Origin of the sequence: Dysgonomonas sp. PF1-14, from assembly GCF_029892965.1 — a bacterium.
Taxonomy (GTDB): domain Bacteria; phylum Bacteroidota; class Bacteroidia; order Bacteroidales; family Dysgonomonadaceae; genus Dysgonomonas.
Genome location: NZ_JARXWN010000010.1, coordinates 140918 through 166022 on the forward strand (window position 1 = coordinate 140918; position 25105 = coordinate 166022).

Below are 25105 nucleotides of genomic sequence, written 5' to 3' on the forward strand. Positions count from 1 at the left end.
TTTGGCTAATAGCAATTATAATTCACTCTCTTTCAGTCTCTCTGTATTTTCGGCAATTATCAGTTGGTCAATTATCGGTTGTATCTCGCCGTCCATCACACCCGTCAGATTATACAACGTCAGGTTTATGCGATGATCGGTTACCCTTCCCTGCGGATAATTATATGTCCGTATTTTAGCCGACCTGTCTCCGGTAGAGACCATCGTTTTTCTTCTCGAAGCTATTTCTTCCTGATATTTGGACAGTTCTATATCGTACAGTTTTGCCCTCAGCATTTGCATAGCTAGCTCCCTGTTTGCCAACTGCGAACGTGCCTGCTGACAGACAACAACAATTCCCGATGGCTTGTGTGTCAACTGTACTTTTGTTTCCACCTTATTTACATTCTGTCCTCCTGCCCCACTCGATCGAGCTGTCTGCATTTCTATATCGGCCGGATTGATGTCAACGTCTACCTCTTCGGCCTCAGGCAATATCGCTACCGTTGCCGCCGAAGTATGCACACGTCCCTGTGTTTCGGTTGCAGGCACACGTTGTACGCGATGTACTCCCGATTCGTATTTCAGAATACCATATACACCTTCGCCTGTTACTGTAAATACTACTTCCTTATATCCTCCGGATGAGCCTTCGGTCAGACTGGTTATCTCCGTCTTCCAACCCTTATTTTCGCAATACTTGATATACATACGGTAAAGATCGCCGGCAAATATGGCTGCCTCGTCACCTCCTGTACCGCCTCTGATTTCTACAATGGCATCTTTGCCATCCTGCGGATCGGCAGGAACAAGCAGGAACTTTATTTCCTCTTCGAGTTCGGGCAAACGAATAGTAGCGGCTTCCAGCTCCTCTTTGGCCATATCACGTAGCTCAGCATCATTCTCTTTATCAAGAATATCTTTTGCTTCATCCACCGTTGTCAACAGTTGCCTGTATTCGTCATGAGCTATCTTTATTTTCTCCAGATCGCGGTATTCTTTATTCAGCTTTACATAACGTTTCATGTCTGCTATTACGGCAGGGTCGGTTATAAGTTTACCGATCTCTTCGAAACGAATGACCAAAGCTTCTAATTTTTCCAATAGGGATGGTTGAGCCATATTTTATTTTCTCTTTTTCTTATTCGGGCACAAAGGTACGGAAAAAAGGGCTGAGGGTAAATGATAAACAGTAGAAATTACAGGATATTATTACTAAAACTTTTTGTGCAGATAAAAGGAATAGAAGCGGCTAAAACAATAGAAAGTCCGCGAAATCACCTTCGCAGACTCCCCAACCTTAACACAAACTTTACAAAACTACACAATAGAGCTGATTGCAGCCTGATCTTTGGTTCATTCGTAATCTCAGGAACCAACTCTGTGTTCAATTATATTTTTTTTTAATGCTAAATTACTTTTTGATAGCAATTTACATCCCTGATCTCTCATACTACGTAACAAAGATAGCAATTTTTACACAATACAATAGATAAAATCTATTTTTTTTTGAAAAACATTGTTTTTCCCCGCCTACGACAACTCATTTCTCAGATACTCAGCGGTAAAGCTTCCATCTACTTTTGCTACTATTTCCGGTTTTCCTACGGCAACCACATTCCCGCCACCTACACCACCATCAGGGCCCATATCAATGATGTAATCGGCACACTTAATAATATCCTGATTATGCTCTATAATAATAATCGTATTTCCCCTGTCCACCAGTTTGTTCAGCACTCCCAGCAATACTCGTATGTCTTCGAAATGAAGCCCTGTTGTAGGTTCATCAAGTATGTATATGGTATTCCCTGTATCTACGCGAGCCAGCTCAGCAGCCAGTTTTATCCGTTGCGATTCGCCTCCCGAAAGCGTAGTAGATGGTTGTCCCAGTTTGAGATACCCCAGACCGACTTCCTGCAATACTTTGATCTTATGGAGGATATTAGGCACATTTTCGAAGAACTCTACCGCCATGTTTATAGTCATATCCAGCACATCGGCAATCGATTTTCCCTTAAAGCGTACTTCGAGTGTTTCCCTGTTGTAGCGTTTACCATGACATTCTTCACATTGCACATATACATCGGGAAGGAAGTTCATTGCGATGGTTTTATATCCATTACCGCTACACACTTCGCAACGCCCGCCTTTCACATTGAACGAAAAACGTCCGGGCTTGTATCCGCGTATTTTCGATTCGGGCAGATTGACAAACAGATTGCGAATATCTGAGAATATCCCTGTGTATGTAGCCGGATTGGAGCGTGGTGTGCGCCCTATCGGAGACTGGTCAACGGTTATTACCTTATCTACATTGTCTATTCCGTCCAACGATTTGTAAGGCAACGGATCTGCCAACGACCTGTACATATGCTGACTAAGGATAGGCTGTAATGTACCATTGATAAGACTGGACTTGCCACTACCGGAAACTCCGGTCACACAAATAAAGGTATTGAGCGGGAAAGTGACTGATACATCTTTCAGATTATGCCCTGTAGCTCCTTTCAATGTTATTTTTTTGCCGTTGCCCTTTCTGCGTTTTTTAGGAACTTCTATTTTGAGCCTACCATTCAGGTAATCGGCAGTCATTGTGCTGGCCTTCATCATTTCCTGCGGTGTACCCGAGAAAACGACTTTACCTCCGCGACGACCGGCATAAGGCCCCAAGTCGACTACATAATCGGCATCTAGCATTATATCCTTATCGTGCTCAACTACAATTACAGAGTTGCCGCTATCACGCAATTTTTTCAACGAATCTATCAAACGGTTGTTATCGCGCTGGTGAAGCCCGATACTCGGCTCATCGAGGATGTACAGTACATTCACGAGTTGCGAGCCTATCTGGGTAGCCAAACGGATACGCTGACTTTCCCCTCCCGACAGGGTAACGGAAGCCCTGTTGAGTGACAGATAATTGAGTCCTACATCGAGCAGAAACGAGAGACGGGAAACAATTTCTTTCTTTATCTCCGAAGCTATTGTTTTCTGTCTGTCTGATGTGTAGTCATCCATATCCTGTACCCATTCGTAGAGACTATGAATGTCCATTACCGCCAGATCAGCTATATTTTTTCCGTTTATTTTGTAGTGTAATGCTTCCTTATTCAGCCGCTGACCATTACAGTCGGGGCATACATCTGTTTTGATGTATTGTTCAGCCCACTTCTGTGCCGATGCAGACGACTCGCTGTCCTGCTGCATCTCTATATATTTGGCTACCCCTTCGAATGCAACTACGTAGTTTGAACTGCCAAGCGATTCGTTCTTTATCTGCAAACGTTCTTCTGTCCCGAACATGATCTCATCCATCGCTTCTTCGGGAATATCCTTTATCGGCGTTTTAATGGTTACTCCATGCTTTTCACAAATAGCTTCTATCTGCCAGAAAAACAGAGAGTTCTTATATTTCCCCAGTGGAGCTATTCCTCCCGCATAGATACTTAATTGAGGTTTCGGTACAATCTTAGCCATATCTATCTGATTGACAGCACCCAACCCCTTACACTTAGGACAGGCACCGTATGGCGAGTTGAAAGAGAACGTATGCGGTGCAGGCTCGCTGTACGACAGGCCGGTGGTAGGACACATCAGCTGGCGACTGAAATGACGCACTTCGTCATTGTCTACATCCTGTATCATGATCAGCCCGTCACCCTGCTTCATAGCTGTGCGCAGGCTTGTTTTCAGGTTATCTGCAAATTTATTGGAGACAACAAGCTTATCTATCAGTATCTCCACACTGTGCATCTTGTACCTGTCGAGGCGCATACCGGGTATTATCTCCCGTATCACACCATCGACACGCACAGTCAGGTATCCTTTTTTGCTGATCTGCTCGAAAAGTTCTTTATAGTGCCCCTTACGATTACGCACTACAGGTGCAAGCAGGTATATTTTTTTTCCGATATAGCGTTCGAGTATAAGTTCGAGTATCTGCTCTTCTGTATATTTCACCATCTTCTCACCTGTGAGGTAAGAATAAGCTTCTCCGGCACGAGCATAGAGCAGGCGCAGGAAGTCATATATTTCGGTAGTAGTACCTACTGTAGAACGTGGATTGCGATTTGTTGTCTTCTGCTCGATGGAAATAACCGGACTTAGCCCTGTTATTTTATCAACATCGGGGCGTTCCATATTTCCCAAAAAATTGCGGGCATATGCCGAAAACGTTTCTATATAGCGGCGCTGCCCTTCGGCAAAGATAGTATCGAATGCCAGTGACGATTTTCCGCTGCCGCTAAGACCTGTAATCACAACAAGCGAATCGCGCGGAATTTCCACGTCTATATTCTTAAGATTGTGTACGCGTGCGCCATACACGCTTATTTTTTCTTTTTCCTCTGTGGCTGTTTCCATTATATATATTGTACTCCTTTTTCTATATTTATCAGTCACGAGAGAGCCAAGCCCTGTTGTGAACTTTTATTTTCTCCCCTTTTTTGTAATAAAGGGATTCTTGTGTAGGGATAAGTATCGTATATGAATTCTGGCTTTTTGCTGAAATAGTCAGTTTTCTGTCGCGAAGCCATGTATTAAAGTCTTTCAGTTGAGCATAGGATATACCGTTATCTTTTGCAAAAGCCGTCAGATCAGCGATAGACTGGGTCACCTCAACTTTTTTAAATTCCATCGGTTTGTATAAATCTTTTTCGGTAAGAACAAACCCGTACTTCTGAGGGTTTTCAAATACCTGTTTTATTGCCAGCATACGGAAGTAATAACGGGTGGTTTCGTCTACCAGCCAAAGATCTAGCCCGTCTTCGGCCTGTTGTTTTTCCAACTCTCCACTTATACGTCCTTGTCCGGCATTATACGAAAGGGCAACACTCGACCAGCTTCCATATTTTGCATATGCCTGTTTAAAATATTTGCAGGCAGCAACAGTAGATTTTTCTATAGAGTATCTTTCGTCTACTTCCGATGATACTTCCAGCCCGTATGAGGGTGCCGTTTTAGGCATAAACTGCCACAGGCCTACAGCTCCGGCTGGAGACACAGCACGATGATTGAGACTGCTCTCTATCACTGCCAGATACTTAAAATCATCGGGAATATCGTTTTCTTTCAGTATGGGTTCTATGATGGGAAAATAACGATTGGCTTTTTTTATAAGTAGCAAAGTGGTAGAATGCAGGTATGTGAATCCGTTTATTTCCCTGTCGTAACGCTCATGCAGATCGTATCTGTCGAGCACAAGGTCTTCTCCGGCAAAATCGACCTTATGGGGAACTCCTACAGATTTAGTCATCGACAGTACATGAGGTAACTTAGATTCTGCTGTCTCCATACTATTATTCGATAAAAAAAGAAAAGCAAGTGCTCCCACACATGCTATAGGGATGATATATATCAGACTTTTTTTCATGTGAACATTATAAACAAGTTTAGACATTAACAATAATCAAAAAAGGAGAAGTGCAATGCTCTTCTCTTTTACAGGTTATTATTCTTCTATTTTATTATTTTCCCGACCAAGCTTTCAAGACTCATTTTCAATATTATAGAAAAATCTTTTCAAAACCGAGTGGCATTTATAGATAATAACTATCAAAGGTACTATTTAATTTTCAGTTATAAAAAACAGATGAAGCCCTTACAATCCCCTTCCACCCCACACAAAGCAGTCCGGATACACGTTTTCGAGGTCTTTGACTTCTTCCTTAAAAATTCCAAAAACGGAAGAACCCGATCCGGACATGGACGCGTAAACAGCACCCATATCATATAGCGATTGTTTGATCTCCATTATTGCAGGATATTTTTCAAACACGCTGTCTTCAAAATCGTTTTTCATCAGAGATTTCCATTGCTCCAATGGCTTTGTGACAATTTCCTTCAATGACATTTCGGGCTGTCGTGGTTGCACTCCGGCAAATGCATCTTTGGTAGCTACATGGATATCGGGTTTCACCAATACAAAGTAATAATCCTTAAGCGATAGTTCTACTTCCTCGAATATCTCGCCGATACCTGTAGCAAATACCGGACGATTGTAAATAAAGAACGGGCAATCGGCACCCAGTTGAACAGCTAACGCAGCCAACTCTTCATTTGTCGCCTGCAAATCGAATGTATCATTCAACAGTCTCAGCATAAACGAGGCATCTGCCGAACCGCCTCCCAATCCTGCCCCAAAAGGGATTTTCTTTAATAAATGCACTTCTACCGGAGGAAAAACATAGTGATGGCGCATTAGCTTCAGCGCTTTCATTACCAGATTGTTTTCGGGTGCAGCATCTACTTTTATTCCGGTTTCGGCGAATGTATCTTCATTCTGATCCTCTCTTACAATAATTTCAAGAGCATCCTGTATAGCAATAGGATAGAACACTGTTTCGAGATTGTGGTAACCATCAGGTCTTTTAGAAACAATGTTCAGTCCGAGATTTATTTTAGCATTGGGGAAAGTGATCATGTTGTAGAATTATGAGTTATGAGTTATAAATTATAAATTACTCCTACTTCATTCATAACTTATAACTCATAATTTATAACTAATTATTAAACAAGTTTTTTTATCAGGGCATCCCTGTCACCATATATATAGTCGATGATAGGAACTTCGATCATTGTATAAGCTCCCGGTCTTTGTTTCATTGTAGCACGCGCCGAAGCAACAAGTACCTGAGCAGTAAGTGCAGGATTGTTTATTTTCATATTGAAGTCGAAAAGCTGATTCTGAGTTTCACCCGAAACACCTTTACGCACCATGTTTACACCATGCCCCATATCTTTCAGGCTGTCTACACAGTCTACATGCATCACATGCGTTTCGTCATGTACAAAGTAATCGTCTGCTTTAATCGCCTTAGCTACATCTTCAAATTTGTATCCGTCCTCAACTTCTATGTACACCATACGGCGATGGATTCCCGTACCCAATGGTATAGTCATAGAAAGGGCGGCTTTTACACCTTTTATTGCTTTTACGGCAACCGTATGCCCCATACTCATACCGGGGCCGAAGTTTGTATAAGTTACTCCTTTTGGCGCCATAAACTCAAGCATGGAACGTACCATAGAATCTGTACCCGGATCCCATCCGGCAGAAATAATAGATACTGTATTGTTCGCCTTCGCTACTGTATCGAGTTCTTTGCGAAGATTTACAATACCGCCATGAATGTCATAACTATCTACCGTATTGATGCCTGCTGCAAGGCATTCTTTAGCATAATCTTCTACGTTGCGTGTTGGCGTACATAGCACAGCCACATTTACATCTTTCAGTTCTTTTACTGTTTTCACCACCTGATATTTTTTCAGTTCTTCCGGTATATTTGCCGGATCGCGACGAACAATACCTGCCACTTCAAAATCGGGTGATGCAAGAATTGCATCTAATACATATCGCCCGATATTACCATATCCGACAATAGCTGCTCTTATTTTTTTCATTAACTATTTGAATTATAATTGTGTTGCTTCTTTCATAAAATTATACAGCCATTCCATAGCCACGAAGTCTTCTTTCACCATTTCTGCAAAAGCGGCAGAGTATAGTTCTTCCCCTACCGGCCTGGTCTTACTCACCCATATACCTTTGCGCTGTATCCATGGTTGAAAATATTCCGGCAAATCGTTTGGTACTGGACGTTTATACTCTTCACCGTTTATCACGTATCCTCTGTCTAATACGGTTTTCTGTGTTACACGCTGGAACTCTTCGGCATCGTAAGCCACTTCATCGCGAAAGGCATCCATTACTTTCTTTTTAGGCTGAAAAAGCCCTAAACCTAAAGCATATCCATCGGCATTGATCTCCATAAAATAACCGGGATAATCCTTCCATACATCGTTAGTAACGGGAATCTGAAATGCCATCCACATAAAGTCTTTATACGGATCTTTATTCTTGGAGAAACGGATATCTCTGTATATCCGAGAAAGGCAACGATGCGGACGCAGTTCGAATGCCGGATCGATATTATACATGGCAGGCGATAATGCAGTCACAAGAGCTTTCAGCGGATTGAGTAATTCCTTTTCATATATATGTTTATTGGCATCGAACCATTCTTTATAGTTGTTTTCCTTCAAATCTTTGAAAAACTGAAATGTTTGTGGTGTGAAACCTTTGAAAAGGCTATCTTCTTTTGCCATTTGATCTTTAATAATTAAAATATAAAGATAAAAAAATAGCAGCTTTTTCCAAAACTGCTATTTTCCAATATATCCTTTATTTCGCCAGTTCTTTTATTACTGCCATTACCTCACCGCCTATCTCTTCGGCTTCTTTCATCGAGTGTGCTTCGGAGTACACACGTATGATCGGTTCGGTATTCGACTTGCGCAGGTGTACCCATTTGTCGGGGAAGTCTATCTTCACACCATCTATATCTGTCACATCATACTGGCTGTATTTTTCTTTCACAGCATTCAGTATGGCATCTACATCGATGCTTGGTGTAAGTTCTACTTTCTGCTTAGCGATATAATATTGCGGATACGAAGCGCGTATCTCACTCACTTTCTTCTTCTCAAATGCCAGATGGGATAGGAACAGAGCAATACCTACTAAAGCATCGCGCCCATAATGGCTATCAGGATAAATAATTCCGCCATTACCCTCACCACCGATCACTGCATCTACATCCTTCATTTTGGTAGTTACATTCACCTCTCCTACAGCAGCTGCATAATATTCACATCCTTCATACTTGCGGGTAACATCACGCAGGGCACGGCTCGAACTCAGGTTCGACACAGTATTGCCGGGCGTATGTTTCAGCACATAGTCGGCTACAGCCACCAGTGTATATTCTTCACCGAACATATCTCCGTTTTCACAAATAATAGCCAGACGGTCTACGTCTGGATCGACAACGAAGCCGACATCGGAAGATGTTGTTTTCATCATCACCGATATATCTTTCAGATGTTCGGGTAACGGTTCCGGATTGTGTGGAAATTCACCGTTAGGCGTACAATAAAGTTCATTTATTTTGTTCACACCCAGCGCTTTCAGCAACTTAGGCAGAACGATACCCCCTACTGAGTTTACACAATCGATAGACACCTCAAAATCAGCAGCTTTAATAGATTCTACGTCTACCAGTGACAAGTCCAGCACAGCCTGAATATGGCGATCGGTATAGTCTTTTTCCGTTACTTTTCCTATATGGTCTATATGTGCATAGTTAAAGTCTTCGGCTTCTGCCAGTTGGAGAACTTCTTCCCCTTCTTTAGCATTAAGGAACTCTCCTTTATCGTTAAGCAACTTCAAGGCATTCCATTGCTTAGGGTTGTGGCTGGCTGTAAGTATAATACCCCCACAAGCCTGTTCCATTGCCACTGCCAGTTCGGTAGTCGGTGTTGTAGCCAGACCGATATTAACAACATCGAATCCCATCCCCATAAGGGTACCAATAACTAACTGTTCCATCATTTTACCCGAAATACGGGCATCGCGTCCAACAACAATAGTATTGGAGCCGTTTTTCACATTCTCTCTTATGAATGAGGCATAAGCAGATACAAATTTCACTGTATCCAACGGATTCAGTCCTTCGCCTACTTTGCCTCCCATTGTTCCCCTGATTCCGGAGATAGATTTTATTAAGGCCATATTTTATTTATTCGTGTGGTACATCTAACGTAAAGTCATATCTCAGCAAACTATAAAAGTAAGGAGTATATGTAGACATCTGAACTGTCGATCCGCTCGCAAACGGAATAATCAACCTTACTGTTGCATTCTTTCCTAAACCATATTCCAAAGGAATTACACATGCCGGAGACATGAAATAATACATCTGTGATGTATATGTCGATGAATAATCTTTACTGGAATATGTACCTGGATCGCCATACTTGAATGTCATATATATTCCCGAATAATTCGGATTTGCGATTACTTCATTATCCAACAGATCGTATATCGTATCATATCTCAGATATATATCGGTCTTAGGGTCTGTTTTCGATGGTTTGTCTTTTCCGCCCGAGTCTACAACCTGAAAATACACACCGGTAGATTCATCAAGAAAAAACTCATTGTCTGCAAACTTGTGTTTATCAGGATATGTACGAAGAACTTTTATGTCCTGAGCATCGATAAAACGATTGATCGCTTTTTCTTCTTTTTTCAGCTTATCGGCGTATGTTTCTCCGCCACAGGCTGTGAATACAATAGCAAATGCCATCATGGCGAATATAAAACTGATAATTTTCTTCATCTATTTTCTAAAATTATGACTTAAATGTTTTTATTTCTTTTTCAATAAATCCCCGAATTCGGGCAATGCGTTTTCAAAAATAGCTATTGCCTCCTCCATTGTTCCGTAAAACTCTCCTCCCGAGGCATTCAGGTGGCCGCCGCCGTTGTAACATTGTGCAGCAAACTTGTTGCTCGGAAAACTCCCCTGAGAACGAAACGAAATTTTTATGAAATCATTGTCTTCTCTGATAAAAACCGAGAAAATAATTCCTTTTATATTCAGTGGAAGATTTGCAAACCCTTCGGTATCTCCTTTTTTCACACGATAACGGCTTTGCTCTTCATTGGTCAGCCATATCAGCGCAGAATTGTATTCGGGGTATATTTTCATTTTTTCGCAAAGCGTATAACCGAGCATACGGTAACGGTCTTCCGAATAGTTATGATATACATTCGAATATATCTGATCTTTATTTATTCCCTTCTTCAACAACTCGCCGATGATGTAATAAATCTCGGCATTGTTGGAATTATATGTAAAAGCCCCCGTATCGGTCATCATACCGGTATAAATGGCTGTTGCACTTTCGTGACTCATTACTTCAAAGTCTCCCATACGACAGATCAGCCTGAATATGAGTTCGCTAGTCGATGATATTTCGGGATATGAAATCACTACATCGCAAAAATCCGCAGGCTCGGGATGATGGTCTACCATCACTTTTTTTGCAGAGGCTGCTTCTATCAGTGGTCCCAAATGATAAGCCCGCTTAGGCAAATTGAAATCGAGACAGAATATAAGTTCAGCTTCATTTATCAATTTCTGGGCAAACTCGGGATATTTTTCATAATCGAGAATATCTTTTGCTCCGGGTATCCACTTCAGAAAATCAGGAAAAGAATTGGGTACGATCACATTCACATCGTTCCCCGAATCGCTCAGATAATGATATAATCCCAAAGATGAACCGATAGCGTCCCCATCGGGCGACACATGAGTTACAATTACAATCTTTTCATATTTGTCGAGCAGTTCTTCTACTGCTGTTATCTTATCACTTGCTATTATCTTTGAAATCATTTACTTTTTCTTCTTTTGAATCTTTTACGGAGCAACAAAAATACTAAAAAATCAGACTATAAGCACCATTTTCAACTACATCGTGACAGGGAATATTCAGTTTTTGACATTCTTTAGATAATCTTCTGCGGGTATAGCTTGATAATGAAGCATCTAAAACAACCATTTGTGGCAAAAAGATTTGAGTTAAAGAGTATAAAGACAATTCTTCCTCACCCGTCAATACCAGATGCGATACATCAAATCTGTTCGCCGTTTCTTTGTCTTTCCAGTTATCAGAAGATAAGACCACCACTCTGTTATTTCCTGCTTTTATCAGTTTATAATCACCTACATCTTCAGACATTATTATATTTTCAGTATGCCCTTCATTCCATTTTATTTCAGTAGCCTGTCTCCTATTGAAAACAGTAACTACATTCTGACTATTTTCCGTATTATTATAAATTCCGGTAAGTAACAAAATCAATACCGCCGACAGACCGACAACAAGCCCTCTTGTCTTCTTATAGATAAAGAACGCCAGAAATGATAAAATAACAACAAAGATCAGCACCATATCGGCAAGGGATATTTTCACATCGTCAATCAGTGCAAAAGGCAGGCTTTCAAAAAAGCGGATAACAGAAGTCATCAACTTTACCAATATCTGCAATATCTTTACCGGAAGATAATAGAAGTAATGACTAAAATCAGGTAATAACAGACTTAGCAACCTAGCGACACCAATTCCTCCGACCGCATAAGTTATAAACGAGACTAACGGTACAATCAGCAAATTGGCTGCAAAAAAATAAGTCGGAAACGTACCGAAGTAATACAAACAGATAGGAAAAGTTGCCAATTGCGCCACTAGCGACAAAGTGAACATCTGCCAGAGATTACGCACATATTTGTTCTCTATCTTTATTAAGCCTGATGCTTTTGGTTGCAGATACAGAATAGAAAGAACCGACATAAAACTCAGTTGAAAACCGATATCGAACAACGAGAACGGATTTACCAACAACATGAAGAAGGCTGCAATATACAAGGCATGTACTGAAAAGCTCTTCTTACCGAAAAGCTCCGAAGCACAAAAGACGGTAAGCATAGCACTCGCTCTGATTACAGAAGGCGGTAAGCCCGTTATAAAGGCATATACCCACAGGAGTAATATAATTAAACCGGGTTTCAGCCAGTAATACTTTGTACCTCTGCGGATAAATCCCAACAGAAAACTAATCATCAGGTAAATGATACCCACATGTAGACCGCTCACCGAAAGTACATGTACTGTGCCCGTAGTTCTGAACCCTTGCTTTATATCATCTGTCAGGTCATTCTGATAACCCAATGTAAGCGCTGATAGTATGGAATATTCGGTATGGTTAAAACCCAGCGACCGATAAAAGTCCATTATCTGCTGACGACAGCGTAAAGCTGTATATTTCAACGAGGATGAGACATTTCCTGTTGCCTTCCATGAAATGTTTGTAACATATGCCGAACCCGCAAATCCCTGATTATACATATAACGCACATAATCGAAATCATCAGGTTTTCCCATATTACGGAACGGCTGTATTTTAGCCTGAAAAAGAAACTCATCGCCCGGAGTCAATTGCTTATCACATATCGTATCACGCTGAAAATAGCAAACAATCTGCTTATCCTCATCGGGTAGATATACCCGGTATGCAGTAGTGGATGGCTTTTCCTGCGGAGTATCAGTTACCACGCCCCGATAGGCACGAACCTCATCGACAAAGGTAAATTCAGATCGTTGCTGACAAAAGGCAGTAGATATAATACCCATCCCTATTAAGAATAATGCGGCACCCGCGCCAAACAGCCATCTGAAACGAAACTGATATTTCTCAGCTATCAGATATGAGAGCAGCATGGCCATTACACCAATACTAAAAAAGGCAATGCTCAGATAATCTATCCCGAGATAGTATTGAATCGCAATCCCTGCCAGCAAAGGTATCAGCAGAAACAGAAAGGGTATCTTCGCCAGAGGATTCTTCATTTGTCCCGAAGAGGGTTAAGCCTGCTTATACGATACTCTTTAGCTTGTGGATCATTTCTGTAGGATTGGCATCTGCAAATACAGCATTACCCGCCACCAATACATCTGCTCCGGCATCTATCAGGCGTTTTCCTGTTTCCAGATTCACGCCGCCGTCTACTTCTATCAGTGTATGCAGATTACGTTTCAGTATCATTTCTTTCAGTCGTGCCACTTTAGTTAGAGAATGCTCTATAAACTTCTGCCCTCCGAATCCGGGATTCACCGTCATCAATAGTACCATATCCACATCTTGCAGAATATCTTCGAGCAACGATACAGGCGTATGCGGATTGAGTGTCACTCCGGCCTTCATTCCGGCATCGTGGATAGCACCTACCACGCGGTGGAGATGGGTACAAGCCTCATAGTGCACATTCATCATATAAGCTCCGGCATCTTTCACCTGCGCGATATACTTATCGGGGTTGACAATCATCAGGTGAACATCCAGCGGCTTCTTGGCAATCTTACTGATCTGCTTTATGATAGGAAAACCAAACGATATATTAGGAACAAAGGTACCATCCATTACATCGCAGTGAAACCAGTCGGCTTCGCTGTTGTTTATCATTTCTATATCGGCAGACAGATTGAGGAAGTCGGCAGACAGAAGAGAAGGTGCTATTTTATGGCTCATAATGGTTGTTTTTATAGATCTGAAATATGAATGTAAATGTATAGAAAAAGGCTTATATAAACAAAAAAGGCACAAACTATAACTGCCTGTACCTTCTCTGCCCTTAGTATAAGGACCAATTAATTAACACAAATTTCGTTGACTGCTCTCGGCAGCGATTTCTCTACATAATATGCTCTTGCAAATTGTCTTAAGAAATCCAGTGTTTTTTCAGAAGGTGCGACAACCTCCTTTTGTTTCTTACCAACGTTCTTCGGAGTAAAGACTTTTTTCATAGGCGATCCCCTTGTTCTTTAAGTTCTTTTTAGTTCTTCTAGTTTTCTAATAAAGAAACGCCCTTATATAAGTCTTATTGTCTACAGTCTTATTTTTAACATTTTACGGATATTAACTCATCCGGTTTTTATAATCTTCATAATCAAATTCACGATATATTTCCAACTGGTTATACTTGTTCCATAAAGCAATGGCAGGGTGCGATATACCATTAAACATGGTTGTTTTCACAATTGTATAATGGATCATATCTTCAAATATTATTTTATCACCTACCAGAAGCGGCTCATCAAACGACCATTCTCCGATAAAGTCGCCACTCAGGCAACTGCTTCCTCCCATGCGATAGGTAGGACGGCCTTCCACAGGTTCGTGGTATGCCCCTCTGATTCGAGGCTTATACGGCATTTCGAGGCAATCGGGCATGTGGCATGCAAACGACACATCCAGTATAGCGGTCTTTATTCCCCTGTTTTCTACAATGTCTACTACAGTAGATACCAATACGCCTGTTTCCCATGCAAAAGCACTACCAGGTTCCATTATGATTTCCAGATTCGGATACTTTGCCTTGAACGACTGCAACACGCGGATAAGATGTTCCACATCGTAATCTTTACGGGTCATCAGATGTCCGCCTCCCATATTGAACCATTTTACTTTTGGCAACAGGTGTCCGAATTTCTGTTCTATCACTTCCAATGTTTTTTCCAGATCGTAAGAGGACGATTCGCAGAGGGTATGAAAATGTAGCCCCTCTATTCCTTCTGGCAACTCATTTCCAAGTTGCTCGACAGATACCCCTAGACGCGATCCGGGAGTCGCCGGATTATATAGATCGGTTTCCACCACCGAGTATTCAGGATTGATACGCAGACCGCATGAAACTTTCTTCCTGTATTTCAGGGTTTCGGGATAGAAACGCTCGAACTGTGACAGCGAGTTGAATGTAATATGGCTGCTGTAACGCATAAACACCGGGAAATTTTCGGCTGTATAAGCCGGAGAAAAAGTATGCGCCAAACTGCCCATTTCTTCAAATGCCAACTGTGCCTCAAAAACAGAACTTGCCGTAGAATAAGGGACATATTCCCTGATAATAGGGAACGACTTCCACATGGCAAAAGCCTTAAAAGCAAGTATAATATTTACTCCGGCTCTTTCTTTTACCGATTTTATTAGAGACAGGTTTTTTCTCAGCAATTCCTCTTCCATCACAAAACAAGGTGATGGTATTTTATTTATTTCAATCATCTGTTAAAACTCTTTTTTCATTTTGAAGCCCAAAGATATTAATTTTTTAATGTCTGTTTAAATTTTATGGCTTATCTTTTTTAGAGTTGCTTTGAGATGGATTTTTTAGTTTTTACTAGCAGATTCAGCGAGCTGAATCAAGAGGAAAAAATGAAAAACACGCTCAAATGAACAGAAAAAAGTAGCCAAGAATTATATAAATAAAAACAATAATAAAAAATTTCGTTAAAATTTAAACAGACTCTTAATCTATAATGCTTATCTTAGCAAACTGAATACGCAATCTATATGAGTCCGGAATGCCATTAACATATAGATAAACGAAAGGAAATTACGTTACGAATATACACAAACTAAGACAAACAAGACATGCGTACCATTTATCAGAAGATCATTCTGCTGCCTATTCTATTATGCAGCCAGTTTGCAGTCAATGCACAGACTGCTGTTACCGAAGTTTATCCGAACTACAAAATCACCATCAACAAGGAACGGCTCGATGTCGATTCTCACCGCAACAGGTATAACGGCTCGATGCTCGATTATAGCTATCGAAAGTCGGACGGCACCACAATCCGGATAAAGTCGTTCCAGAACGATGCCGGATTTGAAGTAGTAGAAACTCCGCCGGAGCCGGCAATACATTATGTATATAAAAGATTCTACGCCGACGGTAATCTGAAAGAGATGGGCGTATTCCTGCCACGACAAGTGAAAGTCGGCAAATGGATGGAATGCGACGACTATGGCCGTTGTACGATCATCAATCACGAGATTGAGCGCGATGCCTACGGATACAATGATGTACTCGAGTACCTGAGAATGAGAGGCCATTACATGCCGCTAGACGACAACAAGTGGAAATGCTCTTTCTGGCATTCCCCCGACGGTCATACATGGGGTACCAGAGTAGACCGCAACGATGAGCAATATAAGATGTACACCTTCGACGATAAGGGGAAAGAAGATGTAAGGGAAAACGACCTGTTCCCAAACAAAACGACTTATCAACTCGACCTTATGTACAAACCGGGGGAGCAATAATAGAAAACAATTCGCTAATTTTGCTGTTCTATTAGATTAAACTACCCGAATGAAGAAATACATACTGCCGGACACAAACCGGCAAACAGATACAGTAATATTAGCCAATGGGGAATTTCCCTCTCATCCTATAGCACTGTCGCTGCTCAACAACTGTAAATACCTTGTGTGCTGCGATGGTGCTATCAACAATCTGGTAAAGGCAGGCAAACGGCCTGATGCCATTGTGGGCGACTGCGATTCGTTATCGGGGGAAAACCTCGTACGCTTTGCCGATATCATTCACCGCATACCCGAACAGGAAACCAACGACCTGACAAAAGCAGTACACTTTTGCCTGCAACAGGGGCGAACCAAGCTCACCATACTGGGTGCGACAGGTAAGCGCGAAGACCATACCATTGCCAATGTGAGTCTGCTGTGCGAATATATGAAAGATGCCGATGTGGAAATGATCACAGACTATGGCATATTTAATGCAATAGACACCCCATCTTCATTCGAGAGCAGAGCAGGGCAACAGGTTTCACTGTTTTGTATCGACCAGTGCAAACTGACATCCCACAACCTTGTATATCCTATCAAAGACCAAATATTCACCAACTGGTGGCAGGCAACCCTCAACGAATCAGAGGGCGAACAATTCCGTATAGATACCGATGGCAGAGTGGTTGTTTACCGCGTGTTCGTTTAGACTAATTATGCCAATCAGTATTTGAGATTGTATTCAATAATCGTTCGATTTGTATAACCTCAATCTTAGTCTGGAGTTAATAGATTTAGCTCATTACTAACGCACACTCCTGTGCTTGTTTTTACTTTTGCATCGCCCAAAAGTAAACAAAAGTCTAGTGCTTCGCTCCTCAGCGACCTGTCAACGGTTTGACGGCTGAAGGGGACAAACGGGCTATCGCCCCATCCCCTTCTACGCCACCTGCACCGGACAGGTGCCCGCTTGCGGAGCTAATGCACAGAGTCGCACGCGCCGACAAGGCAGGGTAATCGTCACTCAATCGAGCGTCAGCACGCGCCATTAGCTTTATGGACGGGGCACCCGTAGGGTGAGAAAGGCGTAAAACAAAAACGTGTTTGAGCTTAACCGTTGATTGGAACAATACAAAGTTGTGAGCGAGTTTTTTTGTTTAGCCTTTGAGCCCTCTAACGGGTCGTCCTATGAAGCGGGGCGCTAAAGACTTTTTGATTCCTTTTGCGGCTTCGGGCAAAAGGAATGCAAGCAATCTGTGATTGCGCGCAGTAGAATATAATAGAACATATAATTTCAACTACTGATTCCTTTAGATTTGCACTATGTTAAATCAATCACAAATCATTTTAAATTAAAGAATTATGAAAGTAACGCGTGTAACTCAAAAAGAAGTAGTAGATAGGACTTATCGCTTCCGTCGTGACAATGACGAACATGTTCTTAAATTCTATTGTGACAAATGGTTGAAAACGGCTAACACGCGTTTTCTTCTACTTTACAAAGACGAATATTATATGTTAAACGGTTTCCGCGTTTTTGGTCTTTTAGATCGTGTTTAACTCGAAAAAATTCATTTTGAAAACAAATATATGTGTTCTTTATTTCTATAAATGATTTGACCTGAAAGGGGGGTGAACTATTACTGATTCGAGCATTTTACTGCTATTATGCGATTTAGTCCCCCTTTTCTTTTTGTTGACAGGTCTATGTAGAAATTTAGTTTTGAACTATTAAAGGTGTTAGATAACTCAACTCTGGTCAAATTGTGTATCTATTAACTATTAATTAATTAGACATGAAAGAGCATTTTATTGGTATTGACATTTCAAAAAAAACATTGGATATCTGCATTTATAATGCTGTCCATAATTTGCCAGAAAATTACTTGTGTATAGCAAATAATTTGACTGGTTTTAAACAATTTTCCAAATGGCTTAAATCGAAGAAAGTTGATTTTAGTTCTGTTGTTGTTTGTATGGAGCATACCGGTATATATAATTTGGATATCAGTTTGTTTTTAGAGGAATTAAGTATTGATTATGTTGCTGTTTCCGGTCTTGTTATTCGCCGTTCTCTCGGTTTTGCTCGTGGTAAAACTGATATGCTGGACGCTTACCGTATTTCCCGTTATTGCTACCTGTTACGTGATGAACATGTCTATACGCGTCAAAAGAGTAAGAATTTGTTGCGTATTCGCGAGCTTATTTCGGAGCGCAGGAATTACATTAAACGTTCTGTTCAGATTAAAGGCTATTTAACTGAGTATAAGAATAAAAAAGATGAATCTTCATTGTCCCGCTATAAAACTGAATTAGATTTAATCAGTTCTTTTGTTAAGGATATAGAAAAAGAAATTCTGTCTTTGGTCTCTGCTGATTCCTGTTTGCAATCTTCTTATACGTTACTTACTAGTATTGTTGGTGTTTCTCTTGTAAATGCCGTTAATATCATTCTTTATACAAATAATTTCACATCGTTTAATAATGCCCGGTCTTATGCTTGCTATTGCGGTGTTGCTCCGTTTGGCAGACAGTCCGGTACAAGTATTCACTCTGCACCTCGAGTCAGTAAGCAATGTAATCATTTGCTTAAGGCTGAACTTTCGCAGGCAGCTTTGTCCGCTTCCCGTTTTGATGCTGAAATTCGTCTTTATTATCAACGTAAAATTGCTGCGGGTAAGCATCATGGCTCTGTGATGAATGCTATTAAGTTTAAGCTTATATGTAGAATGTTTGCGGTTATTAAGCGTGGTAGTCCGTTCGTAAAATTAGGCGGTTTCGCCTCATAAAATATTGTTTTGTTTTTATTGTTTTATTTAATTTTTAATTAGTTATGAGAGTTTACAACAAAGATTCCAATATTGCAGACTTGCAAGTTGAGAATGGTACGTTTTTTCTTTTGTTCGATGTAACAAAGACTACCGGTGCTGCCAGTTTACCGGCTTTCTTTGGTGATCTTAATTTGCCTACTTCCGATACGTTGAAAGTATTATATACTTCACGTACAGGTGGACAAAGGTCGTTAATCCCGTCACTGCCTGTTCTTCCTTTGGCTATTGCCGGTACTATGGGCCCACAACACATAAAGTGTTATTTCGATTCAAATGGTAACATTAATCGCGTTGTATTCCCTGTTATGATCGGTGCGGGCGGTGCTCTGACGCTTGACAATAATAGTTATCTGTCGGTAAGTACAAACTTTGGCAATTTGGCTTCCACTGCTTCCGGCAATGAAAAATCATTGCGCATCTATGCCGTTGATACTGTCAAGTCGAATTTTGCATTTATGTATGAGTCCATACATTTAAATGCGTCTTCACAAAAGGCTATTGACCTGACTAACAGTAATCAGTTGATTCTAAGCAAGGAAATACTTGACTTTCAGTTGCTCGCAAAAGACACACAATACTCTGTGAACTGGTCTGAACCTGAAATTGAAGCCGTTTCCCGCGCTCAAAATGATCTCCTTGCTATGTTCGGGAAAGACCTTGTCACTAATCGCACTATACAGGGTGCTTCTGTGGCTTCTAATCTTGGTTTTGAAGCTGTGGAAATCGCTTCCGGTGGCACTTATTATAATGCTATCGGTGTGAGTGACTTCATTACGGCTAAGGTTACCAGCCGTTACGACGACCGCGCCTATGTGCTTCGTGTTGTCGATACTTCTGTTATCTAATTACTAATACTTTTTGTTATGGGTTTTCTAAGTGGTTTAGTTAAAGGCATCGGAAAGGCTGTAAGCACTGTTGTTAAGACCGGTTCAAAGGTCGTTGGCGGTGTTATTAAGGCTACTCCCGGTGTCGGTCAAATATATCAGGCTGCGACCTCTCTTGTCGGTCTTGACCCTGTCGAGGCTCTCGGTAATACGATTGCATCTGTTACCGGTGGTGGTAATATCGGGAATGATATTAAAGCCGGTCTTAATGAGGCTCTTATCGGTTCGGGTGGTCTTGTCGGCGTTATTTTCCCGTCTGCGCTTCAGCCCGGAGAGGAGTTACCGCAAACATCTGCTGATCCTCCGGGTGTATATACCTATGCTGACGGTTCCTACGCTTATACGGTAAATAATAATGGTACAGTTAGTTATAATCCTAGCGATTTGACTAACCCGCCCGTATCGGGTTCTGTTGCTCCGAACGGTTCTATTACTCCGATTCCTGCCAGTTTAAGCGCAAAGGCTGTCTATGTACAAACGTTGCTTGATTCTTATTCCAATCCTTTAGGTGTCGATAAGGCAAATATGACTATGAGTGCCGTTAATAATTTCGTTACGGGTCAAAATCCTTTGGATGGCGTGCAACAGAGTAATCTTATCGCATTAGATGTCATAAACAAAGACCCCGAAGCACTGAGTTATACGGCTCAAGCTTTATCGCAGGCTACGGGTAAAAGCGCCGTTGATTGGATTGCGATTCTTACCGGTCTTTGGAATACGGCAAAGGTTGCGAATATACCCGGTGTGAGCGATACGGTAAAACGTATTGAGGGTGAAATCCTTGTGCCTACCGTCACAAATATGGTCGAAGAGACTATTGTTCAAAAGATCAGCCGGTTTATCAAAGATAACATGCTGTTGGTGTTCGGTGGTGCTGTCGGTATCATTTTGTTGATTGTCTTTCTGTCGGGTCGCTCCCGCCGTTAAAAGCTGTAGTTATGCCTATCAATATTATTTCTATTAATGCGCGTCTTGCTCAAAAAGACAAGCTTTCTGAGCGTCAGGTATGGCGTTTAGAATTTCGCAAAAGATTTTTGCAGGGTTCGACTGTGAAAGCGAAAAATAAGGCTTCTGTGTCTAATCCGAAAAGTGGTAAAAAATAAATATCGCTTTCAAGGTAAATAAAATTATTTGTTAAAATTTTAGTGTTAATAATTAAAAAGTTTGGTTATGAAAACTGTTGTTAAGTATTTGGCTCTTATGGCTATTATCGCCGTTGCTCTTAAGAGTTTTATCGATGCGTTTACGCCCGAGTATGAGGCGTGGCGCGAGAAATATCCACCTGAACCTGAAGAGGACGAAGAGGACGCCGGCGAGGCTCTCGGTAATGTCGTTCAGGCATCAGATTTGTTTAAACCGGATGCACAGGCATTCATTAGCGAAGGAAAGGAGGGTTAATTATGGCACGTTTTAGAAGATATCGCCGTTATGGCTTCCGCCGTCGTTTCCGCCGTTACCGTACGCGTTTCCGTACGATTTTCAAAACACGCTACCGTACGCGCTTCCGCAGTATGGGCGGTCGTAATAATCTTTGGGGTTCAATTAAGTACCTTGCTATCTTGGCTTTGATCGGCTTCGGTGCTTATTTCGTTTGGACTAAGTATCTGAAAGGTAAGATCATAAAAATATAAGTTATGGAAAACAAGGGTCTTATGGGCTTTATGATAGCGGGGTTGCTCGCTATCATTGCCTTTCTCGTTTATTGGTTCTTTTTCCGTAAAGGAAATACGGTAACCAATACGGTTGTTTCTGATTCTGTGGCTCCACCTCCTGTAGCTAATAATCCTATTAGCCCACAGGATTCGAGTTCCACTGCTCCGCCTTATGTTAATATTAATACCGGCGAATTTGGTAATTCTGATAGTGTGGATATGAGTGACACTAAAATACTGAGTACCGGTTTCAATCCTACCCCGCAAGAAACGCTGGAGACGGGAAATGCCTTGTCTCAACGGACAAACAATCCCGGTGCGTTGTTTTGGGACGGTTCGACTAACTGGCAGGGTATGACGAAATCAAAATGCAAATCGGGTGCTATCATGTACTTCGATTCTGTTGATTACGGTGTCCGCGCTCAACTAATGACGCTGAAGAATTACTATAAAAAGCATGGTATAAATACGCTGATCGGTATTACTACGCGTTACGCTCCCTATGGACATGGTAATAACAACCCTGCTGTTTATGCTCAAACGCTTGCTTCCTGTATGGGTATGAATACGACTGATAAGTTTAATCTTGACAGTAACAGGCAGTTGCTTGCTGCGGTCGGTTACTATATCCACAGGGTTGAAGCTGGTTATTACTGGGTTCCGCGCGAGAAGTATCTTGAATGGTCTACTAAGGTGTAATTTTTTGACGCGTGATCACTATAGGCTATACAGTAATTAGGTACTCCCTTTGGTTCGTTCTTATACAGTTTAAGTAGCTGCTGCCTGCTGTTAGCTAATGTTCCCGCTATATTGCTATTGATACTCTTTGTTTTTACATATGTTGTGTTAGGTTTCTAGTAGTTTGTTTTTTATCCATCTTCCGGTCGTTGTGAAACTCCCGGAAGATACTTTAAAATTAATTGTAAAATGTGTGGTTATGAGCTATAGATATAATAAGTCAAAGAATAGTTTTGACGGGTTTTTAACGTTTATCCCTTGGGTGTTGGTTACGTTGATTTTTGTTACAATTTTTATTTTGTTGAAGAAATTTGTATTGAATAAGTCTTTGACTTCTTCTATTTCTGATGCTGATGCAAAGCAGATTGTTAATAGGTCGTCTGATAGGATGCAAAACGGTGATACGTATATGCAGGGTTCTGTTTATCTATTTAATGAAATGTTTTCTCAGGCTATGTTTTTTCCATGGCTTAAAAATACAGATGAGGGTGTTGTTGGTAAATATATACTGTCTGTTACCAGTTCTGAATTTCGTCAATTGAATAGCACTTATCTTTTATATAAGCGTGATAATTTGCCTTCTCTATCTGTTTCTGATAGGAATGCTGATTTGTTGGCTGATTTGCGAGATTTGTTTTCTTCTTCTGAATATAAGAAATATACATCTCACTTAAATCTTGTGTGATTTTCAAGATTTTTAATTCTGTTTTTGAGGTTTGAGATTTTTATAATAGTCCATATTGGGAAGATTAAAAATAGTGGTATTATTAATAAAAGTATTATTAAAATTTCCCCTGTTCCTATATTTCCTAAAAATAGCAATGTGTTCATTTTATTGTTGTTTTTCGTTAATATTTCCCCAAATATAAAAATAAAAAAGTTATGTCCGGTAGAATGCGCTATTATTTGATTGAGTATTTTGATCATCGGGGTTACGTTACTGCCCGCATTTGCAAAAAGTTTGCCTGTGCTCACGATGCTAGGTATTTCGCTTATGCAGGCATGAAGTGGCATGGTAACAGATATGCAGTCTACATAAAAGTTTAATTTTTTAAAATTTAATATTATGCCTAAGTATAAATTTAGTTGGGTGACTAAGAGCGGTAAGACGCTTCATAGTGAAGTTAAGTTTCTGCCGTCTTACGATGCTGCTCTTTCAAAAGCTCGTGATCTGTATGATTTTAATGTAAATCCTGCGGTTTTGTATATTGGTGTTTCTCAGGTTCGCAGTACCTCTCGCCGGGTTTGGCGCAAACGCAGAAGAGGTTAATCTATTAAATCGTTATTATTATGTCTAAAATAGAATTACCTATAGATACGCGTTTTAAGGTTGATGGTGTTGAGCTGATTGTTACTAATATATCTGAAAGCTGTTGTGATTGTTATTTTTATGACTGCTTCAGTTGTAGACTTTATAATTGTTCCGAGCACTACCGTTCAGACAATGAATCTGTTATCTTCAAAAAGGTTACTTCATGAAAACTTTTGTGATCGTTTATTATGATAAAGACCTGTCTGAATTAGACAGGATACGCGTTCGCGCCTCTTGCCCTGAGGCTATTGAGCCTCTTGCTGGTAGAGAGTTGCGTATAAGGCAGGTTTATAGTTTTAATTATCATTCCTATCGTATTTATGAAAACATCTAATATCAGTTGGCTTTTTGTTTGTTATGTACAATCTGAGCGCAAATTCCTTGTGCATATAATCTCTGTTGCGTCTTTTTACAAGGCATTAACAGAGCATTCTTCGTTATTCCCTGCGCATAATGTTGTATTCGCGTTGCAAGTCCCTGTACATCTTGCAGAATATACGGGACGACATTTCCAGTCGTTATTTGCTGATTCCGATCATATCTATTCGGAATTTGCAAAGTGTATAAACACGCCGATGCAAAGCCTTATTGTAACGCAGGTTAAAACCTATCAGGGTTTAGTTCCGCTTACGTATAGCGATGCAAATAAGCGTCTTTCCCTTTCTTCTTGGCGCGGTGAGTATTACGAGAGCGCACAAGCTTTCGTTTTACACGTTTCTTTGATCGAATTTTTTAATTCGATTTTCTATGTCTCCAGTACAAATATTTTAAATCTTTTTAAAAATGAGTAATTTAAATAAGTCCGGTAATATTTTTGACCGTCAAACTAAATATGCTCTTCGGATGTATCCCTGTCTGCCCGTCATGCAGGACGGCGTTCAGGTTGATAACCTTGTCGAATTTCAGGTTGACAGGCCTTTTGTTCTGCTTCATGCTTTTACAAGCTTGTACCCAGATGTGAATGACCGTTATTCTGACCTCTCGCAGGGTATGAGTAATGCTCTTTTGTTTTTAGAGGCGCATCCGATCGTTCAAGTTATGAATGTGGCTGAGATCAGCTCTTTTCATATCGCTGCCGGTCGTTACTATGTGCAGGACATTCGTCCTGCTGACGGTGATGTCGATATTGACGGCAACGTTTTGAGCCGTTCTGATTTTAATCAGTACGTATATGTTTTATTGTGTTTAAACTTCTAATAAGTTAATAT

The 25105-nt window shown here is 40.8% G+C and carries 27 protein-coding genes; 14 read left to right on the forward strand and 13 right to left on the reverse strand.

What is annotated here, in order from left to right:
* Positions 1-15: 15 nt before the first annotated feature.
* The 12 genes from prfA to nspC all read right to left on the reverse strand — a co-directional run bounded on the left by prfA (position 16) and on the right by nspC (position 15451).
* Positions 16-1101: a peptide chain release factor 1 gene (gene prfA / locus M2448_RS13110; RefSeq protein ID WP_280646345.1), complete on the reverse strand. Its 1086-nt coding sequence runs from the start codon at positions 1099-1101 to the stop codon at positions 16-18.
* A 411-nt stretch (positions 1102-1512) separates the two neighbouring features.
* Positions 1513-4344 carry an excinuclease ABC subunit UvrA gene (uvrA, locus tag M2448_RS13115; protein ID WP_280646344.1) on the reverse strand — a complete coding sequence of 944 codons (2832 nt, stop codon included), beginning with the start codon at positions 4342-4344 and terminating at the stop codon, positions 1513-1515.
* Positions 4345-4375: 31 nt separating this feature from the next.
* A complete protein-coding gene (locus M2448_RS13120; protein WP_280646343.1) occupies positions 4376-5353 on the reverse strand; it encodes a lytic transglycosylase domain-containing protein in 978 nt (325 codons plus the stop codon).
* Between the two features lie 228 nt (positions 5354-5581).
* The gene (ispE, locus tag M2448_RS13125; RefSeq protein ID WP_280646342.1) at positions 5582-6403 is read right to left on the reverse strand and encodes a 4-(cytidine 5'-diphospho)-2-C-methyl-D-erythritol kinase; all 822 of its coding nucleotides are present in this window, start codon (positions 6401-6403) and stop codon (positions 5582-5584) included.
* Positions 6404-6489: 86 nt separating this feature from the next.
* Positions 6490-7386, reverse strand: a complete 897-nt coding sequence (locus tag M2448_RS13130) for a diaminopimelate dehydrogenase (protein WP_280646341.1) — start codon at positions 7384-7386, stop codon at positions 6490-6492.
* Positions 7387-7398: 12 nt separating this feature from the next.
* Complete coding sequence (locus M2448_RS13135; protein WP_280646340.1) at positions 7399-8091, reverse strand: DUF2461 domain-containing protein; 693 nt, start codon at positions 8089-8091, stop codon at positions 7399-7401.
* A 76-nt stretch (positions 8092-8167) separates the two neighbouring features.
* Entirely contained in the window at positions 8168-9556 is a 1389-nt protein-coding gene (gene glmM / locus M2448_RS13140) for a phosphoglucosamine mutase (protein ID WP_280646339.1), read from the reverse strand.
* Positions 9557-9563: 7 nt separating this feature from the next.
* Positions 9564-10166, reverse strand: coding sequence for a DUF4827 family protein (locus M2448_RS13145; RefSeq protein WP_280646338.1), 603 nt, complete (start codon positions 10164-10166; stop codon positions 9564-9566).
* A gap of 30 nt (positions 10167-10196) precedes the next feature.
* Positions 10197-11228: a bifunctional oligoribonuclease/PAP phosphatase NrnA gene (locus M2448_RS13150; protein ID WP_280646337.1), complete on the reverse strand. Its 1032-nt coding sequence runs from the start codon at positions 11226-11228 to the stop codon at positions 10197-10199.
* Between the two features lie 43 nt (positions 11229-11271).
* Positions 11272-13242, reverse strand: coding sequence for a ComEC/Rec2 family competence protein (locus tag M2448_RS13155; RefSeq protein ID WP_280646336.1), 1971 nt, complete (start codon positions 13240-13242; stop codon positions 11272-11274).
* Between the two features lie 25 nt (positions 13243-13267).
* Positions 13268-13921, reverse strand: a complete 654-nt coding sequence (gene rpe, locus M2448_RS13160) for a ribulose-phosphate 3-epimerase (protein ID WP_280646335.1) — start codon at positions 13919-13921, stop codon at positions 13268-13270.
* A 387-nt stretch (positions 13922-14308) separates the two neighbouring features.
* Positions 14309-15451, reverse strand: a complete 1143-nt coding sequence (nspC, locus tag M2448_RS13165) for a carboxynorspermidine decarboxylase (RefSeq protein ID WP_280646334.1) — start codon at positions 15449-15451, stop codon at positions 14309-14311.
* A gap of 369 nt (positions 15452-15820) precedes the next feature.
* On the opposite strand from nspC, the gene M2448_RS13170 reads away from it, so the two are divergent.
* The gene (locus tag M2448_RS13170; protein ID WP_280646333.1) at positions 15821-16495 is read left to right on the forward strand and encodes a hypothetical protein; all 675 of its coding nucleotides are present in this window, start codon (positions 15821-15823) and stop codon (positions 16493-16495) included.
* 49 nt (positions 16496-16544) lie between these two features.
* Complete coding sequence (locus M2448_RS13175; RefSeq protein WP_280646332.1) at positions 16545-17189, forward strand: thiamine diphosphokinase; 645 nt, start codon at positions 16545-16547, stop codon at positions 17187-17189.
* A gap of 169 nt (positions 17190-17358) precedes the next feature.
* Here the strand turns inward: M2448_RS13175 and M2448_RS13180 are convergent, their stop codons facing one another.
* The gene (locus M2448_RS13180) at positions 17359-17529 is read right to left on the reverse strand and encodes a hypothetical protein (RefSeq protein WP_280646331.1); all 171 of its coding nucleotides are present in this window, start codon (positions 17527-17529) and stop codon (positions 17359-17361) included.
* 747 nt (positions 17530-18276) lie between these two features.
* Between M2448_RS13180 and M2448_RS13185 the strand changes: the two genes are divergently transcribed.
* From M2448_RS13185 to M2448_RS13240, 12 genes are all read left to right on the forward strand, one after another.
* Positions 18277-19269, forward strand: coding sequence for a transposase (locus M2448_RS13185; protein WP_280646329.1), 993 nt, complete (start codon positions 18277-18279; stop codon positions 19267-19269).
* A gap of 44 nt (positions 19270-19313) precedes the next feature.
* A complete protein-coding gene (locus tag M2448_RS13190; protein ID WP_280646328.1) occupies positions 19314-20156 on the forward strand; it encodes a hypothetical protein in 843 nt (280 codons plus the stop codon).
* Positions 20157-20174: 18 nt separating this feature from the next.
* Positions 20175-21122 (forward strand): hypothetical protein, encoded by a 948-nt coding sequence (locus M2448_RS13195; RefSeq protein ID WP_280646327.1) that lies wholly within the window; start codon positions 20175-20177, stop codon positions 21120-21122.
* 11 nt (positions 21123-21133) lie between these two features.
* Positions 21134-21298, forward strand: a complete 165-nt coding sequence (locus tag M2448_RS13200; protein WP_280646326.1) for a hypothetical protein — start codon at positions 21134-21136, stop codon at positions 21296-21298.
* 67 nt (positions 21299-21365) lie between these two features.
* Positions 21366-21593, forward strand: a complete 228-nt coding sequence (locus tag M2448_RS13205) for a hypothetical protein (RefSeq protein ID WP_280646325.1) — start codon at positions 21366-21368, stop codon at positions 21591-21593.
* 2 nt (positions 21594-21595) lie between these two features.
* A complete protein-coding gene (locus tag M2448_RS13210; protein ID WP_280646324.1) occupies positions 21596-21826 on the forward strand; it encodes a hypothetical protein in 231 nt (76 codons plus the stop codon).
* A 3-nt stretch (positions 21827-21829) separates the two neighbouring features.
* The gene (locus M2448_RS13215) at positions 21830-22546 is read left to right on the forward strand and encodes a hypothetical protein (protein ID WP_280646323.1); all 717 of its coding nucleotides are present in this window, start codon (positions 21830-21832) and stop codon (positions 22544-22546) included.
* Positions 22547-22784: 238 nt separating this feature from the next.
* Complete coding sequence (locus M2448_RS13220) at positions 22785-23270, forward strand: hypothetical protein (protein ID WP_280646322.1); 486 nt, start codon at positions 22785-22787, stop codon at positions 23268-23270.
* Positions 23271-23651: 381 nt separating this feature from the next.
* A complete protein-coding gene (locus M2448_RS13225; protein ID WP_280646321.1) occupies positions 23652-23855 on the forward strand; it encodes a hypothetical protein in 204 nt (67 codons plus the stop codon).
* Positions 23856-24060: 205 nt separating this feature from the next.
* Positions 24061-24231 carry a hypothetical protein gene (locus M2448_RS13230; RefSeq protein WP_280646320.1) on the forward strand — a complete coding sequence of 57 codons (171 nt, stop codon included), beginning with the start codon at positions 24061-24063 and terminating at the stop codon, positions 24229-24231.
* The gene (locus M2448_RS13235; RefSeq protein WP_280646319.1) at positions 24218-24688 is read left to right on the forward strand and encodes a hypothetical protein; all 471 of its coding nucleotides are present in this window, start codon (positions 24218-24220) and stop codon (positions 24686-24688) included. Before M2448_RS13230 ends, M2448_RS13235 begins: the two co-directional genes overlap by 14 nt.
* Complete coding sequence (locus tag M2448_RS13240) at positions 24681-25094, forward strand: hypothetical protein (RefSeq protein ID WP_280646318.1); 414 nt, start codon at positions 24681-24683, stop codon at positions 25092-25094. The genes M2448_RS13235 and M2448_RS13240 overlap by 8 nt, the downstream gene beginning before the upstream one ends.
* Positions 25095-25105 lie beyond the last annotated feature (11 nt).